13 protein-coding genes and 1 pseudogene are annotated in these 15091 nt (G+C 69.4%); 4 read left to right on the forward strand and 10 right to left on the reverse strand.

Going from position 1 to position 15091, the window contains the following annotated elements; translation table 11 throughout:
• Positions 1 to 50: 50 nt before the first annotated feature.
• The 5 genes from melC2 to OHS70_RS02700 form a co-directional block, all read right to left on the reverse strand.
• Positions 51 to 878, reverse strand: coding sequence for a tyrosinase MelC2 (melC2, locus tag OHS70_RS02680; protein ID WP_328393213.1), 828 nt, complete (start codon positions 876 to 878; stop codon positions 51 to 53).
• A gap of 19 nt (positions 879 to 897) precedes the next feature.
• Positions 898 to 1284, reverse strand: a complete 387-nt coding sequence (gene melC1, locus OHS70_RS02685) for an apotyrosinase chaperone MelC1 (RefSeq protein WP_328393215.1) — start codon at positions 1282 to 1284, stop codon at positions 898 to 900.
• Between the two features lie 460 nt (positions 1285 to 1744).
• Positions 1745 to 2494, reverse strand: coding sequence for a succinate dehydrogenase/fumarate reductase iron-sulfur subunit (locus tag OHS70_RS02690; RefSeq protein ID WP_328393217.1), 750 nt, complete (start codon positions 2492 to 2494; stop codon positions 1745 to 1747).
• Positions 2491 to 4449, reverse strand: coding sequence for a fumarate reductase/succinate dehydrogenase flavoprotein subunit (locus OHS70_RS02695; RefSeq protein WP_328393219.1), 1959 nt, complete (start codon positions 4447 to 4449; stop codon positions 2491 to 2493). Before OHS70_RS02695 ends, OHS70_RS02690 begins: the two co-directional genes overlap by 4 nt.
• A gap of 1 nt (position 4450) precedes the next feature.
• Positions 4451 to 5158, reverse strand: coding sequence for a succinate dehydrogenase (locus tag OHS70_RS02700; RefSeq protein ID WP_328393221.1), 708 nt, complete (start codon positions 5156 to 5158; stop codon positions 4451 to 4453).
• A 94-nt stretch (positions 5159 to 5252) separates the two neighbouring features.
• On the opposite strand from OHS70_RS02700, the gene OHS70_RS02705 reads away from it, so the two are divergent.
• Positions 5253 to 6155, forward strand: coding sequence for a LysR family transcriptional regulator (locus tag OHS70_RS02705; RefSeq protein ID WP_328393223.1), 903 nt, complete (start codon positions 5253 to 5255; stop codon positions 6153 to 6155).
• 135 nt (positions 6156 to 6290) lie between these two features.
• Here the strand turns inward: OHS70_RS02705 and OHS70_RS02710 are convergent, their stop codons facing one another.
• From OHS70_RS02710 to pip, 4 genes are all read right to left on the reverse strand, one after another.
• Positions 6291 to 8462: a putative bifunctional diguanylate cyclase/phosphodiesterase gene (locus OHS70_RS02710; RefSeq protein ID WP_328393225.1), complete on the reverse strand. Its 2172-nt coding sequence runs from the start codon at positions 8460 to 8462 to the stop codon at positions 6291 to 6293.
• On the reverse strand, positions 8459 to 9271 hold the full coding sequence (locus tag OHS70_RS02715) for an SAM-dependent methyltransferase (protein WP_328393227.1): 813 nt from the start codon (positions 9269 to 9271) through the stop codon (positions 8459 to 8461). Before OHS70_RS02715 ends, OHS70_RS02710 begins: the two co-directional genes overlap by 4 nt.
• A 205-nt stretch (positions 9272 to 9476) precedes the next feature.
• A complete protein-coding gene (locus tag OHS70_RS02720; protein WP_328393229.1) occupies positions 9477 to 10424 on the reverse strand; it encodes an SCO0930 family lipoprotein in 948 nt (315 codons plus the stop codon).
• A 212-nt stretch (positions 10425 to 10636) separates the two neighbouring features.
• The gene (pip, locus tag OHS70_RS02725) at positions 10637 to 11599 is read right to left on the reverse strand and encodes a prolyl aminopeptidase (RefSeq protein ID WP_328393231.1); all 963 of its coding nucleotides are present in this window, start codon (positions 11597 to 11599) and stop codon (positions 10637 to 10639) included.
• 47 nt (positions 11600 to 11646) lie between these two features.
• Between pip and OHS70_RS02730 the strand changes: the two genes are divergently transcribed.
• Positions 11647 to 12141 carry a helix-turn-helix domain-containing protein gene (locus tag OHS70_RS02730; protein WP_328393233.1) on the forward strand — a complete coding sequence of 165 codons (495 nt, stop codon included), beginning with the start codon at positions 11647 to 11649 and terminating at the stop codon, positions 12139 to 12141.
• A gap of 170 nt (positions 12142 to 12311) precedes the next feature.
• Positions 12312 to 12827 (forward strand): hypothetical protein, encoded by a 516-nt coding sequence (locus OHS70_RS02735; RefSeq protein ID WP_328393235.1) that lies wholly within the window; start codon positions 12312 to 12314, stop codon positions 12825 to 12827.
• Positions 12828 to 12899: 72 nt separating this feature from the next.
• Here the strand turns inward: OHS70_RS02735 and OHS70_RS38970 are convergent.
• A pseudogene (locus OHS70_RS38970) lies at positions 12900 to 13163 on the reverse strand (hypothetical protein); the annotation flags it as partial.
• Between the two features lie 1167 nt (positions 13164 to 14330).
• On the opposite strand from OHS70_RS38970, the gene OHS70_RS02745 reads away from it, so the two are divergent.
• On the forward strand, positions 14331 to 14996 hold the full coding sequence (locus OHS70_RS02745) for a class F sortase (protein ID WP_328393237.1): 666 nt from the start codon (positions 14331 to 14333) through the stop codon (positions 14994 to 14996).
• Positions 14997 to 15091 lie beyond the last annotated feature (95 nt).

The following is a 15091-nucleotide window of genomic DNA, read 5'->3' on the forward strand; positions in this document are numbered from 1 at the left end:
CCCCGAACCAGAAGATCCCGGGCCAGAACGGCACTATCTTCAGAAATCTCCTAGGCGGCCGTGTCGTACGTGTAGTGCGGGGCGTGGTCGAGCATGTCGGCGGGGGTCACGTCGTTCCACGGACGCATGGTGTCGCGCAGGTCGACGACATTACGGGTACCTGCCGCGGGCAGATACGTCGAGCCGGGGTGACGGGCCTGCCACTGCGACCAGAGCTTGTCGATGAAGCAGTGGTGCAGCCAGAACACCGGGTCGTTCGGGGAGGCGCCGGTGGCCATCTGGCCCCCGACCCAGACATGGACGCGGTTGTGCAGATTGACGCCGCGCCAGCCTTCGAGGTGGTTGCGGAAGCCGTCCGACGCGCTGTTCCACGGCGGGGCGTCGTAGGTGGACATGGCGAGGACGGACTCGACCTCCGCACGGGTGGGCAGCTGCCGGCCACCTGCTCCGAGCTCGCGGCGCAGGTAGGTCCGGCCGTCCACGCGGACGTTGATCGGCCAGGCGCCGGAGGGACCGGAGAACGGGCCGTCGAGCACTTGGCCGTCCCTGGCACGGCCGGTGCCACCGAGGAAGTCCGCTGCCCAGAGAGAGGATGCGGAGGTGCGGTCGGTGGTCCAGTCCCAGTAGGGAAGGGCCACCGATGCGTCGACGGACTGCAGAGCCTGCTCGAATTCGATGAGGTAGCGGCGGTGCCAGGGCAGGAAGGACGGCGAGCGGTGGCCCACCCGGTCCCCGTTGTCCGTGTCGCTCATGATGAAGGCGTTGTGGGTGGAGACGAAGGTGTCGTAGCGGCCACTGCGCTTGAGCTCCAGCAGAGCATCGGTGAAGCGGCGCTTCTCGTCCGCGGACAGTTGTGCCTGGTTCTTGCGTACGGTCATGGTGCGGGCTGCTCCGGGATCAGAAGAGTTCGAGGGGAACGAGGTCCGCGCCCTGGAGTTCCACGACGGCGGCGCGCGCGACGGCACGCGGCGTGGCATGCGGCTCGTAGTGGTTGACGACGCTGATCCAGGTGTCGTCGGCGTTGCGCATCACATGCAGCTCCTCGCCGTCGACGCGCACGGTGTATCCGCCGCCGTGGTGGCCGTGGTGGCCGGCGGCGTGCGAGGGCCCGCCTTGTATACGACGCCCCCGGTAGACCTCGTCGAAGGGGGCAGGCTGGGCCGGCGTGCGCGGCGGGGGCGCGGCGCTCCGGGCCGCCCGGCCGGGCGCGGCGCCGATGAGCACGAGCCCTGCGGCCGCGCCGGCGGCGACACCGAGGGCCTGACGGCGGGTTGTTCGGGACATGGGAGTTCCCCCCAGGAATGGCTGTGGTCGGGTCGGCGGTGTGGTCGTGACCGCCGTTGCCCTGCATGCCTACAGGGCCATCCGCTCTCGCCCGAAGTCGACGGAAGGAGGTTGCACCTGATACGGACATGTCGTCATACGATGTGCAGACTTGAACAAAATTGATCTTGCTTCCGGCTCCCGGCTTTATACGACATGAACCGAAGATTCAGCGGCAGATGTGACGTTCTTGTAAATAATCTCCGGCTCGGGGTGCGGACTTGTGTCGATCCTCACTCCCCAAACATGTCCGGAACCCATGCCTCCACCGAGCGGGGGACAGTCCCGCACTCCGGCGCACGCCGAGCGTGCGGCCGTCCCGACCGGGGCCCCTTGTCCGGCGAGATCAACCGGCGGCCCGGAACGCCGGACACCGGCGTGCGTCCGCCCACGTGTCCTTGACGGCGCGTCGGACGGCTCGTCAACGGCGTCGGACGCTCCTCGCGGCCCGCAGCCACTCCTTGTTCATCGCCGCGATCGACGGCAGCGGAATGCCCTTGGGGCAGGCTGTCGCGCACTCGCCGGCCAGCGTGCAGCCGCCGAAGCCCTCCTCGTCCATGGCGGCGACCATGTCGAGCACCCGGGTCTCCCGCTCGGGCGCACCCTGGGGCAGCACATTGAGATGGTTGACCTTCGCCGAGGTGAACAGCATGGCTGAGCCGTTGGGGCAGGCGGCGACGCAGGCGCCGCAGCCGATGCACTCGGCGTGCTCGAAGGCCGAGTCGGCGTCGGGCTTGGGCACCGCGGTGGCGTGGGCCTCGGGAGCGGAACCGGTGGGGGCGCTGATGTAGCCGCCGGCCTGGATGATCCGGTCGAAGGAGGAGCGGTCGACCACCAGGTCCTTGACGACCGGGAAGGCGGCCGCCCGCCAGGGCTCGATGTCGATGGTGTCGCCGTCCTGGAAGGACCGCATGTGGAGCTGGCAGGTGGTGGTGCGCTCCGGGCCGTGGGCGTCGCCGTTGATGACGAGGCTGCACGCGCCGCAGATGCCCTCGCGGCAGTCGTGGTCGAAGGCGACCGGGTCCTCGCCCCGCAGGATGAGTTCTTCGTTGAGCGTGTCGAGCATCTCCAGGAACGACATGTCCGGGGAGATCCCGTCGACCTCGTAGGTGGCCATGGCGCCGGGGGCGCCGGAGTTGTGCTGGCGCCAGACGCGCAGGGTGAGCTTCATGTGTAGCTCCGCTGAGTGGGGTGGACGTACTCGAAGACGAGGTCTTCCTTGTGCAGGACGGGCGCCTCACCAGTGCCCCTGAACTCCCAGGCGGCCGCGTACGCGAACTCCCCGTCCCTGCGGGCGGCCTCGCCGTCGGCTGTCTGTGACTCCTCGCGGAAGTGGCCGCCGCAGGACTCGGAGCGGTGCAGCGCGTCGAGGCACATCAGCTCGGCGAGCTCCAGGTAGTCGACGATGCGATTGGCCTTCTCCAGCGACTGGTTGAACTCCATGCCGGTGCCGGGCACCTTGATCCGGCGCCAGAACTCCTCGCGGATCTGCGGAATCCGCTCGAGCGCCTTGAGCAGGCCCTTCTCGGTGCGGGCCATCCCGCAGTACTCCCACATGAGTTCACCGATCTCGCGGTGGAAGGAGTCGGGGGTGCGGTCGCCGTCGACCGCCAGCAGCAGGTTCAGCCGGTCCTCGGTGTCGGCGACAGCCTCCGCGATCACGGGATGGCCCGGTCCGACGGTGCCGTCGAACCGGTTTCGCGCGAGGTAGTCGTTGATGGTGGCCGGCAGGACGAAGTAGCCGTCGGCGAGGCCCTGCATCAGCGCTGACGCACCGAGGCGGTTGGCACCGTGATCGGAGAAGTTGGCCTCGCCGATCGCGAAGAGACCCGGGACGGTTGTCTGGAGGTCGTAGTCGACCCACAGCCCGCCCATCGTGTAGTGCACGGCCGGATAGATCCGCATCGGGACCTCGTACGGGTTCTGAGCGGTGATCCGCTCGTACATCTCGAAGAGGTTGCCGTACTTCTCCTCGATCGCCGCGCGGCCCATCCGCCGGATGGCGTCGGCGAAGTCGAGATAGACGCCCTGGCCGCCCGGACCGACGCCGCGGCCCTCGTCGCACACGTTCTTGGCGGCACGCGAGGCGATGTCACGCGGGACGAGATTGCCGAAGGAAGGGTAGATCCGCTCCAGGTAGTAGTCGCGCTCGTCCTCGGGGATCTCGTTCGCCGGCCGGTGATCGCCAGGCTCCTTCGGCACCCAGATACGGCCGTCGTTGCGCAGCGACTCACTCATCAGCGTCAGCTTGGACTGGTGGTCGCCGGTGCGTGGGATGCAGGTGGGGTGGATCTGGGTGAAGCAGGGGTTGGCGAACCAGGCGCCTCGCCGGTGCGCCCGCCAGACGGCGGTGGCGTTGGAGTTCATGGCGTTCGTCGACAGATAGAAGACGTTCCCGTAGCCACCGGAAGCCAGCACGACGGCGTCCGCGACGTACGTGTCGATCTTTCCGGTGATCAGGTCGCGGGCGACGATGCCGCGTGCGCGCCCGTCGATGACGATCAGGTCGAGCATCTCGGTGCGGGCGTGCATCGTGACGTTTCCCGCGGCGATCTGCCGGGAGAGGGCCTGGTAGGCGCCGAGCAGCAGCTGCTGGCCCGTCTGGCCCCGGGCGTAGAAGGTGCGGGACACCTGGACGCCGCCGAAGGAGCGGGTGTCGAGCAGCCCGCCGTACTCCCTGGCGAACGGCACTCCCTGGGCCACGCACTGGTCGATGATCTCCACGGAGATCTGGGCGAGGCGGTGGACGTTGGACTCCCGGGCCCTGAAGTCACCCCCCTTGACGGTGTCGTAGAACAGTCGGTGGATCGAGTCACCGTCGTTGCGGTAGTTCTTGGCCGCGTTGATGCCGCCCTGTGCGGCGATGGAGTGGGCCCGGCGCGGGGAGTCCTGGTAGCAGAACTGCTCGACGTGGTAGCCCTGTTCGGCGAGTGTGGCGCCCGCCGCTCCGCCGGCGAGACCGGTGCCGACCACGATGACGGTGTGCGCCCGCCGGTTGGCCGGGTTGACCAGCCTGGCCTCGAAGCGGCGGCGGTCCCAGCGTTCGGCGACGGGGCCGTCGGGGGCCTTGGTGTCGGCCAGCGGCGCGCCGGTCGCGTAGGCCGAGTAGCCGGTGTGGTCGGTCATGTCAGTTCACCATTCCGGTCATGACGGCGACGGGTACGGAGAGGAATCCGGCGGTCAGCAGCAGAGCGAGCCCGTTGGCCGCTCCCTTGAGGATCCGGTCGCGGGCGGCGTTGCCGGCGCCGAGGGTCTGTGCGGCGCTCCAGAAGCCGTGCCGGATGTGCAGTCCGACGGCGAGCATGGCGACGATGTAGATGACGTTGCCGTACCAGGTGGAGAAGGTGTCCACGACGTTCTGGTACGGGTGGCCCTCCTGGAATCCGCCCGTGTGGACCGTGCCGGTGGTCAGATCGAGCACATGCCACACGATGAACAGCGCGAGGATGATCCCGCCCCAGCGCATGGTGCGGGTGGCGTAGCTCGCCCGCGGGCGCTTGTGCAGGTAACGGGCCGGCCGGGCACGGATGTCGCGGCGGCTGAGCTGATACGCCGCGACGCCGTGTCCCACCACTGCGGCGAGCAGCACCACGCGGACGAGCCAGAGGGCCCATCCGTAGTGCATGACCGGCTCACCCATGGTGCGCAGCCAGTGGCCGTACGCGTTGAACTCGCCCGCACCGAAGAAGATCTTGAGGTTGCCGAACATGTGGGCGACCAGATAGCCGAGCATGACCAGGCCGCTGACGGCCATGACCGTCTTCTTGCCGATGGTCGATCCCCAGAACGTGCGCGTGAGGGACGGTTGTCGGTCCGTCCGCGTTGCCAGAGCCATGCCTTCGACGCTAGAGCCGGGAACCATCAGAGGTCCAAGACATGATCCGGCTCATATCGATAGCCGCTGCCTATCGTGCTCCTATCCTGGGAGCATGCAGTTGCAGCAGCTCGCCTACTTCGTGGCCGTCGCCGAGACGCGGCACTTCACCCGTGCCGCCGAGCGCGTGCATGTCTCCCAGCCGTCGCTCTCCCAGCAGATCCGGGCACTCGAGAAGGAGCTGGGGGCGGACCTGTTCGCCCGGGCGCGGGGCAATATCGCGCTCACCGACGCGGGTGAGACGCTGCTCCCGCTCGCCCGCCGTATCCTCGCCGACGCCGACACCGCGCGCCATGAGGTGCAGGAGCTGGCCCAGCTGCGGCGCGGGCGGGTACGGCTGGGAGCCACCCCGAGTCTGTGCACGGGACTGCTGCCCGAGGTCCTGCGGGACTTCCACGCCCTGCATCCGGGCATCCGGCTGCTGATCGAGGAGGGCGGCTCGCACGATCTCGTACGGGAACTGGCGCGCGGCTCGCTCGATCTGGCCCTGGTGGTCCTGCCGCTGCCCAGCCCGTCCCCCGCGCTCACCACGGTCGAGCTGCTCCAGGAGGACCTGGTCGTGGTCACCTCCCCCGCGTCGAAGGAGCCCCGCCGGCCCGTGCGGATCGCCGATCTCCAGGGTGAGCCGCTGGTGATGTTCCGGCACGGCTACGACTTGCGCGAACTGACCGTCGCCGCTTGCCGCGCCGCCGGATTCGAGCCCTCCTTCACCGTGGAGGGCGGCGAGATGGACGCCGTACTGGGCTTCGTGCGCGCCGGGCTCGGCGCGGCGGTCGTGCCGAGCATGGTGGCCGCGCGCGCGGGCGGCGATCTGCGCGTCACCCCGCTCGCCCGCCCCGGTCTGCGCCGTACGATCGCGCTCGCGCACCGCAGCGACGTCGCACCGCCGCGGGCGGCCCTCGAGCTCCAGCGCGTGCTGCTCGGCTCACGGGCCACAGGGGGCGGGACGACCTCCTGACCGGTCCCCGGTACTGCAGTGACCGGAACGTTCGCCGGGGTGCTTGTTGTGGTTCAGGCCCCCTGGCCCTGCGGATGCGGATGCGCTCGCGTCGTCGGGGCAGGTGCTGGAGCAGGTAGGCGTGCAGGGCCCCGGCTAGACCGCGTCCGCGAGGACCAGCGTGTGGATCCGGTCCGGAGCGCCGGGTCTCGCGTAGTACCAGCCCTGGGCGGTGTCGCAGCCCAGGTCCCGCAACTGCTCCGCCTGCCGCCCGGTCTCCACTCCCTCGACCGTCACGGCCAGCTCCAGGCTGTGCGCCAGTGAGACGATGCCCTCCACGATCTTCAGATCCACGGGATCGGCGGGGTGGCGCTGCATCCCCTGCGTGAAGGAGCGGTCGAGCTTGAGCACGCTCACCGGCAGCCGGCGCAGATTGGCAAGGTTGGAGTAGCCGGTGCCGAAGTCGTCGAGCGCTATGTCCACGCCCATCTCGGCGAGTTGACGCAGCGGCTTGAGCAGATCCTCGTCGGCTCCGATCAGCGCCGACTCGGTGACCTCCAGGCACAGTGCGCGCGGTTCGAGGCCGGAGCGCTCGAGGACGTCGATCGTGTCGGTGACGAGCCCGGGATGCTTGAGCTGGGTGGGCGAGAGGTTGACGTTGATCCGCAGCGGACCGCCGTCGGAGTGGCGTCTGCTCCAGTACCGCGCCTGGCGTACGGCTTCCTGGAGCACCCAGCGGCCCAGCGGCACGATCAGCCCGGTGCGTTCGGCGAGCGGTATGAAGCGGTCGGGCCCGAGCACGCCGTGCTGCGGGTGGCACCAGCGCACCAGGGCCTCGGCGCCGTGCACGCTGCCGTCGCCGAGGTGCACCAGGGGCTGGTACTCGATGAAGAACTCGCCACGCTCGAGGGCTGCCGGGAGGGAGTTGGTCAGCCCGTGCCTGGTGATGGCGCGCGCGTCCGCCTCGGGATCGGCGAGCTCGAAGCGGTTGCCGCCCGCCGATTTTGCCCGGTACATCGTGATGTCGGCGCTGCGCAGCACCTCGGCGCTGGTGCGCTCGCCGCCCGGCCCCTCGACGATGCCGATGCTGCCGCGCACCGAGAACTCCCGGCCGTCGACGTTGATGGGCGTGGCGAGCGCGCCGAGGATGCGGGTGGCCAAGTCGTCGACCTCGCGCTGGGTGTCGGGCCCGGTGGTCAGCGCGACGAACTCGTCCCCGCCGAGGCGGGCCACCATCTCGCTGGGTGCGGTGGCGCAGCTCTGCAGCCGGTCGGCGACCTCCACCAGCAGCCGGTCACCCGTGGCATGGCCGAGGCTGTCATTGATGGCCTTGAAGCCGTCGAGGTCGAGGTAGCACAGCCCGAAGCGGGCACCGTCGCCCGCGGTGACGGCCTTTTCCAGCCGTTCGAAGAACAGGGTGCGGTTGGGCAGTCCGGTGAGCGCATCGTGGGTGGCCTCGTAGCGCAGCCGCAGATTGAGCAGCCGGCGCTCGGTGGTGTCCTCCGTCAGCGCCAGCTGGTACTGGGGCCGGCCCTCGGCGTCGCGCAGCAGGGAGACCGTCAGATTGGTCCACAGGACCGTGCCGTCGTTGCGGTAGAACGGCTTCTCGGTCCGGTAGTGGTCGCGTTCGCCGCGTACCAGTTCGCGGTACAGCTCGCACACCTGGGGCCGGTCCTCGGGGTGTGCCCAGTCGGTGACCTTGCGGCCGCGCACATGGTGCTCGAGACCGCCGAACATCTGCGTCAGCGTGTCGTTGACCTCCAGCACATTGCCCTCGAGGTCGGCGATCGCGATGCCGATCGCGGCCCCCTCGAACACGGCGCGGAAGCGGACCTCGGTGGCGTGCATGGCGTCGAGGGCGTCGCTGCGCGCCAGCAGCGAGGACCGGGCGATGGATTCCTGCTCGGAGAGGGTGCGCTCGCGCAGGGCCCCGGCGAAGCCGGCCGCCAGCGCGTGCTGCAGGCGGGCGCAGCGGGCCCTGTTCTCCTCGGCGGTCCGCTGCTCGTCGTCGTCCGTGCCGCAGTACAGGACGAGATAGGCGTCGATGACGCCGAGGGTGCGGCTGAGGACGTCGGGGTCCGTGCAGTGGGCGTCGATGAGAGCCGCCCCGACCGGCCCTGCGGCCTGCGGGACGAACGGCCGCCCGTGCAGCGCCCCGGCCAGTTGCCGGGCCAGCGGCAGCAGCTGCGCCTCGAGTTCGGGCCGGGTCATCGACGTGGCCGTGGCGGGGAAGATCGCCCGGCTCCAGATCGTCGCGAATCTCCTCAGCCGGTCCTCGGGTCCGTCCGGTTCGCCCGCGGGCGGCGCCGACTTCTCCGGCGCCTTCACGCCGTGCGCCCCACCCCGGCGAACCCGGAGAAGGCATAGGGATCCTCCTGCTCGGGGGCCACGTCCGGCCGCCAGTGCGGCATGGGGACCAGACCGGGCTCGGCCATCGCGCAACCGTCGAAGAAGAGGGCTATGTCGTCGCGCGAGCGCATGATCAGGGGGTTGCGTATGGAGCGGTACACCTCGACGGCGGCGCCCGCCTCGTCCTGCGTCACCGGCACACCTTCGTACGAGGCATGGGTGACGACGATCAGGCTGCCCGGCGCCAGTGCGTCACGCAGCTCGGCCACGGCCGCCTTCGGGTCGTCCTCGTCCTCGATGAAGTGCAGTACGGCCACCAGCATCAGCGCGACCGGGCGTTCGAGGTCGAGCAGTCCGGTGACTTCGGGGCTGTCGAGGATCTGGCGGGGCTTGCGCAGATCGGCGGCGACGATCGCGGACTGCTCGTCGCCTTCGAGTACGGCCCGGCTGTGGGCGACGGCCACCGGGTCGTGGTCCACGTAGACGACGCGGGCGTCGGACGTCGCCCTGCGGGCGACTTCATGAACATTGCCGAAGGTCGGAATGCCGGAACCGATGTCGAGGAACTGGGTGATGCCTTCGGCGGCCGCGTAGTTCACGGCCCGCCGCATGAACGCCCGGTTCGCCTGCATGATTTTGGGGAGGCCCGGCATGAACTCCATGGCCCTGCGCGCCGCTTCCCGGTCGACCTCGAAGTTGTGCGATCCGCCCAGGTAGTAGTCGTAAATGCGGGACACGCTCGGCACCGATATGTCGATGCCCTGCGGGGCCCAGGCGGGACGCTCCATCGAAGTCTCCAACAAGTCGCCACGGGGGACGGCCATGTCCATGGCCAGCGTTCGAGCCGAGGCTACTGATCGCCCGCCAAGAGGGCGAGCCCAAACGGAAATTAGCGGTCCGTTCTTGGTCACACGCGACCGGCACATGCAACCGGCCCGCCGTCACGCCAGAGGCGTGAGACGGGCCGGCCCTGCCGGAGTCGCGACGTGGGGACTACTTGGGCGCTCCGACCGGCTTGCCCTCCGGCGAGACCGCGAACCAAGTACCGCCGACACCCTGGCCGTTGGTGTCACCGGGCTTCTTGTCGCCGGCGAAGGTGTAGATCGGCCAGCAGTCGATGGTCTGCTGCTTGATTCCGTCCGGACGGTCGAAGGTGACGAAGCCCTTCTTCAGGATTCCTTCGGTGTCGTTCTTGTCGACGGGCTCGACCACCGGCCACTTGTCGAGGCACGCGCCGGTGCACGCCGTCTTCATCGGCCAGGCGGAGTCCTTCGTGAAGCGGTAGACCGTCATGCCGTTCTTGTCGACGACGACCTCGCCGAGCTTGGGGTCGTTGCGCACGGACAGACCCGCGAGGTCGGCCTGCTCGGCACCCTCGCCGCCGCCTGCTCCGGGGGCGGCCTTCTTGCCGTCGGGAGCCGCCGCGTACCACGTGCCGCCCACACCCTGGCCCTTGACGTCACCGGGCTTGGTGTCCTTGGCATAGCGGTACATCGGCCAGCCGTCGATGGTGAGCTGCTTGGTGCCGTCCGCCCGGGTCACCTGACCGATCAGGGAGTCGTCGACGCCCGGCGCCGGGGAGGCGCCGCCGGCGGCCACGACGGGCCATGCCTTTGCACAGTCACCTTCGCAGTTCGACTTCGGCGGCTCGGCGGTGTCTTTGTCGAACCGGTAGAGGGTGAAGCCCGCACTGTCGGTGACGACCTTGCCGAGGTCCTTGCTCTCCCAGACCGCGAGCTGACCGGCGGGCTTGGCGCCGGCCGCCTCCCCGCCGGCGTCGGCGCCGTACCCTCCGGAGCCGTAGCCGGCATCCGCGGGCTGGGCGGCACCGACTGCCTGACCGTTGGGAGTCTCGTTTCCCTTTTCCTGACCGCACGCCGTCGTCAGCGAGAGTACGGCCGCCGCAGTCACCGCGAGTGAGGCGTTGCGCCAGGTGTTCATGTCCACTCCCGTTAGTTTTCGAACCCGTCCCGGCGCCAGGGTGCGCCGTTCATGGCCTTAGGTACGGACGCCGGGACGACTTGTGTTCAACGCGCCGGGAAAAATCTTTGACGGTGACCCGGGCCGCAGCCGCGAAGGGGCGAAATCCGGCTCTCACCCTCGCAATTCGCCCCAGGCGGAATGGCCGGATCTCAACTGCCCCAGGAGACATATCAGTCGCGGCGTGCGAAGCGGTCGAGCGCGCCGGTCACCTGCGCCCGCATCGCCTCGTTGCCCTTGTGCCCCGCGTCCTGCATGACCACCAGTTCCGCGTCCGTCCAGACACGGGTCAGTTCCCAGGCGGTGCCGAGCGGCCCGCTGAGATCGAGCCGGCCGTGGAAGAGCACACCCTCGATCCCCTTCAGCCGTCGTGCGTCGCGCAGCAGCGCACCCTCCTCGAGCCAGGCACCGTGGGCGAAATAGCGGGACGCGATCCGCACCATGGCGAGCCGAGCGTCGTCGGGCCGGCCGCTGTACGGATCGGGCGCGCCGTGCGGTTCCAGGGAGAGTACGGCGTCCTCCCAGCGGCACCAGTCGGCCGCCGCCCTCGCCCGCACGGCAGGATCGGGGTGCTCCATCAGGCGCGCGTACGCGGCCACGAGGTCGCCGTCCCGCTCGGCCTCGGGTACGCCGTCCCGGAACCGGTCCCATTGCTCGGGGAAGAAGCGGGCGACACCCCTGTAGAGCCAGTCGATCTCCGAGCGCCTGGTCATGGTGACGCCGTTGATGACGATCCCGGACACCCGGTCCGGGTACTGCTCGGCGTAGGCGAGGATCAGGGTGGAGCCCCACGACCCGCCGAACAGCAGCCAGCGCTCGATGCCGAGGTGTTGGCGCAGACGTTCCATGTCCGCGATCAGGTGGCCGGTGGTGTTGTGCCGCATGTCCGTGGCCGGGTCGCTCGCGTGCGGCGTGCTGCGTCCGCAGCCGCGCTGGTCGAACAGGACGACCCGATAGCGCTCCGGATCGAAATAGCGCCGCATGCCGGGTACGCAGCCCGAGCCCGGACCGCCGTGGACGACGAGGGCCGGCTTGCCTCCGGGGTTCGCGCACACCTCCCAGTGGACGCGGTTGCCGTCCCCGACGTCGAGCATTCCCTGCTCGTACGGCTCGATCGGCGGATACAGCTCTGCCATGGCGACACCCCTCCGAAGAGATACAACAGCGCTGTTACATTAGCTCCATGGACTCCCCCGCCGCCGGGCCCGAACTGCTCGGCACCCGGCTGCGCCTGCTGCTCGGGCTCCTGGAAGCGGATGTCGCCGCCGTCTACAGCGACCTCGGCCTGGACGGAGTGCGCCCCCGTTACACGCCGGTGCTGCGCATGCTGGCCGCCCGTGGCCCCAGCACCATCCAGGAGGTGGCCGCGGCAATCGGCGTGACCCACTCCGCGGCCAGCCAGACTGTGGCCCAACTGGTCAGGGAAGGGCTGGCCGTGGTCGGCCCCGGTGAGGACGGGCGGCGGCGCATCGCGGCACTGACCCCGAGGGCCGAGTCCCTGCTGCCGGCGCTGGACGCCGAGTGGGAGGCGACCGCGGCGGCGGCCACCGCCTTCGAGGCCGAGCTGTCCCACCCGCTGAGCGAGCTGATCGGCGAGGCGCTCGAAGCCCTGCGGCGGCGGCCCATGCGCGCGCGGATCGCCGACGCGGCCCCCCATCTCATCCCCGGCCGGGAATGACGCGGCGGCACGGGCTTCATTGGGCCAGCAGAGGGACCGCTATACCCCGAATGCCCGACACGGATCGCGGACGGTTCGTCCCGCTTTTAGCGTTTCCGTGATCGAGGTGCACTGTCCGCCCGTTGTGGAACCGTTCCGCAAATGCTCCTCGGAGACCCGGAGGATTGACCATGCGCGCGATACGTGCCGCATCCGCCGCTCTGCTGGGAGTGGCCGCTCTCGCCCTGACCGCTCCCACCGCCCTCGCTGCCACCAGTATCAACACCACTCCCTACGACTTCCGAGTCACCCCTTCGACCGTCGCCCCCGGCGGACGCGTCACGCTGACCGCCGGGGGCTGCCCCAGCACGACCACGGTCACCTCCGGGGTGTTCGACACCGTCACGATCCCCCAGAACGGGTCGACCGCGGCCACCGTCGACCTCAACGCCAGGCCCGGCTCCGTGTATTCGGTGCAGTTCAACTGCATCGGCCGTATCGGCACCATCGACCTCACGATTCGTGGCGGCACCACCACTCCGACCACAGGCTCCACCGTGGCTCCCCAGGGCGTCCGCGGCGGACTCGGCGGCAGCATGGACGGTCTGAACACCGGCGAGATCATTGCCGGCGCCGCGCTCGTCGTCGCGGCGACGACCGCGACCGTCGTCGTGATCCGCCGGCGTTCCTCGACCCGCCAGCACTGAACCCGTAAGTAGCCCCGAATCCTCTTGAGGATTCGGGGCTACTTGCGGTTGACCGACCGGGGGTTCGACCGGTCAGCCCTGTCCGCCGATCCGACGGCGACGAACGATGAACAGGCTGCCGCCGACGGCCGCCGTGGCGACCAGACCGGCGCCCACCCCCATCTCCGCGGAGCTGGGGCCGATCGAACCGCCGAGACCGCCCTGCGCGCCCCGGCCGCGGAGGACGGTGAACTGCGCGGAGGCAACAGCCGGGCTGCCGTCGCAACGGACGGTCAGGTTGTAGCGCCCGGGCGTGGCGTTGTCCCTGACCCGGGCAAAGGCAACCGCACGACCGTCCCGCAGGTCGCGGTCGTCGAACTCACCGCGCACGCCGAGGTTTCCGCGGTCGTCGAAGTTGCCCCGGTTGCCCAGGTTCCCGCGGTCGTCGAAATTGCCCCGGTCATCCCTGCGGTCATTGAAGTCACCGCGGTTGCCCAGATTCCCACGGTCGTTGAAGTCACCGCGGTTGCCCAGATTCCCACGGTCGTTGAAGTCACCGCGGTTGCCCAGATTCCCGCGGTCGTTGAAGTCACCGCGGTTGCCCAGATTCCCGCGGTCGTTGAAGTCACCGCGGTTGCCCAGATTCCCGCGGTCGTTGAAGTCACCGCGGTTGCCGAGATTCCCGCGGTCGTTGAAGTCACCGCGGTCACCTCCGCGGTCGTTGAAGTCACCGCGGTTGCCCAGATTCCCACGGTCGTTGAAGTTCCCGCGGTCACCTCCGCGGTCATTGAAGTTCCCGCGGTTGTTGAAGTTCCCACGGGGGTCGAGCCCGCGATCGCCGAGAATTCCGCGGTCGTCGAGGATCACCCCGCCGTCGTCCACGATCCCGGCGTCGTTGAAGCTTCCGCGGTCGGCGAGGTTACCGCGGCCCTTGGAGTCGCTGCGGCTGCCCAGGTTCCCGCGGTTGACGAGGTTCCCCAGGCCGTCCCGGACGTCGAAGTCCCTGGAGAGGTGAGCGTCCGGGAAAGCGTTCGACCTGACCGTGCCACCCCGCTCGCAGCCGTCGACGGAGATGGTGAGGATGCCGCCCTGGTGGACGGAAGATGGACTGACTCGGACATTTCTGGGGCCGCCGCTGGGACTACCGCCCGCGGCGGCCAGCGGGGCGCAGAGCCCGACTGCCGCGAAGGCGGTCGCGGTCGCCGCGACAGCGCGATAGGCACGCATCGTTCAACCTCCTGGAAGACGCCCCAAAGCCGGGCTCCGGGAAATTCGACGAGTACGCCTTCCATAACGAACACTCACTGGGGGGCTGACCGGCCGCATTTCGGCGTTGGTCCGCCCTGGTGAGGCGACACGCCGAGCGATCTGGTGGAGTCGCAGGTCACAGACCGTCAGAACTTTTTATCTTCCGATTACCCGGATGGATCACCCCGAGTGGCCCCCGCCACCCGTTCGCCGTTCCCTCCTCGCAGCCTTTGCAGCATGCGCTTAGCGTGCCTACAGGCGTACGAAGGGAGAACCATGCGCCACCACACAGGCGATTCGGAGTCGAGGAGGCGCTCGCCCTGGGGCGTCCTGGCTCTCGTCATGCTCAGCGGAATCGCTCTGATGAAGAACGGAGTGGACGTCGCGCTCGGCCCGCCGCAGCCGGCCCACGCCGCCACCCTGAACGGCCGTTTCCAGGGGGAAACGTTTCTGCCCGTACCGCTGGAGCCGCTGCCGTACGCCCCCGCGGCGCGCGTGCGGATCCCGGCGCTCAAGGTTGACGCTCCGGTCATGGATGTCGGTCTGGACCAGGACGGCTGGGTTGGTGCCCCGCCGCCGGAGGAACCCAACCTCGCGGGCTGGTACCAGAACGGGATCTCGCCCGGACAGCGCGGCACCGCCGTGATCGTGGGGCATGTCGACAACCAGACGGGTCCTGCCGTCTTCTACGGGCTCGGTGCACTCCAGCGCGGCCAGCAGATCGAGGTGTCCCGGTCCGACGGGCGCGTGGCCGTCTTCGAGATCTACGGCATCGAGGTGTTCTCCAAGAACGACTTCCCGGGGGCCCGGGTGTACGGCGACACGGGCCAGCCCGAACTGCGGGTCATCACCTGCGGCGGCGGCTATTCGCAGACGGACGGCTACGACGGCAACGTCGTCGTCTTCGCACGGATGGTCAGAGCCGTCACATCCTCGCCCTGATCCCCTGTCCCTGATCCCCCTTCGCCCCTGCCCCTGCCCCTGCCCCTGCCCCTGCCCCACGGTCCCTTCGCGGCTCCCGGGCCACCGCGTCCGGC

Source organism: Streptomyces sp. NBC_00390, from assembly GCF_036057275.1.
Taxonomy (GTDB): Bacteria; Actinomycetota; Actinomycetes; order Streptomycetales; family Streptomycetaceae; genus Streptomyces.